The sequence below is a fragment of the Bartonella vinsonii subsp. berkhoffii ATCC 51672 genome, from assembly GCF_902825225.1.
In the GTDB taxonomy this organism is placed as follows: Bacteria; Pseudomonadota; Alphaproteobacteria; order Rhizobiales; family Rhizobiaceae; genus Bartonella; species Bartonella berkhoffii.
Map to the genome: position 1 here is coordinate 1 of NZ_CADEAK010000177.1, position 437 is coordinate 437.

General features: G+C 41.9%; 1 protein-coding gene. It reads left to right on the top strand.

What is annotated here, in order from left to right:
* The coding region (locus J7R10_RS08815) for a UvrD-helicase domain-containing protein (protein WP_208436486.1) at positions 1 to 437 on the top strand (437 nt) is incomplete at both ends.

The following is a 437-nucleotide window of genomic DNA, read 5'->3' on the forward strand; positions in this document are numbered from 1 at the left end:
GCCCACCCTAAGCAAATATTAGCGATTACTTTTACAAATAAAGCAGCACGTGAAATGAAAACCCGTATTGCTGAACTTGTTGGTGAAGCTATTGAAGGTATGCCGTGGCTTGGAACGTTTCATTCCATTGGTGCAAAAATTTTACGCCGCCATGCAGAACTTATCGACTTAAAAAGCAATTTCACCATTCTTGATACTGACGATGTTGTTCGTCTTTTAAAACAGCTCATTCAAGCTGCAGGTTTAGATGACAAGCGCTGGTCGGCACGTAGTTTGGCAACAATGATAGATGCTTGGAAAAACCAGGGGCTCTCACCAGATCATATTTCAGAAAGTGATTCTTATGCCTTTGCTAAAGGTATGGGACGTGAACTCTATCACAGTTATCAGGATCGGCTAAAAAGCCTCAATGCTTGTGACTTTGGTGATCTCTTGCT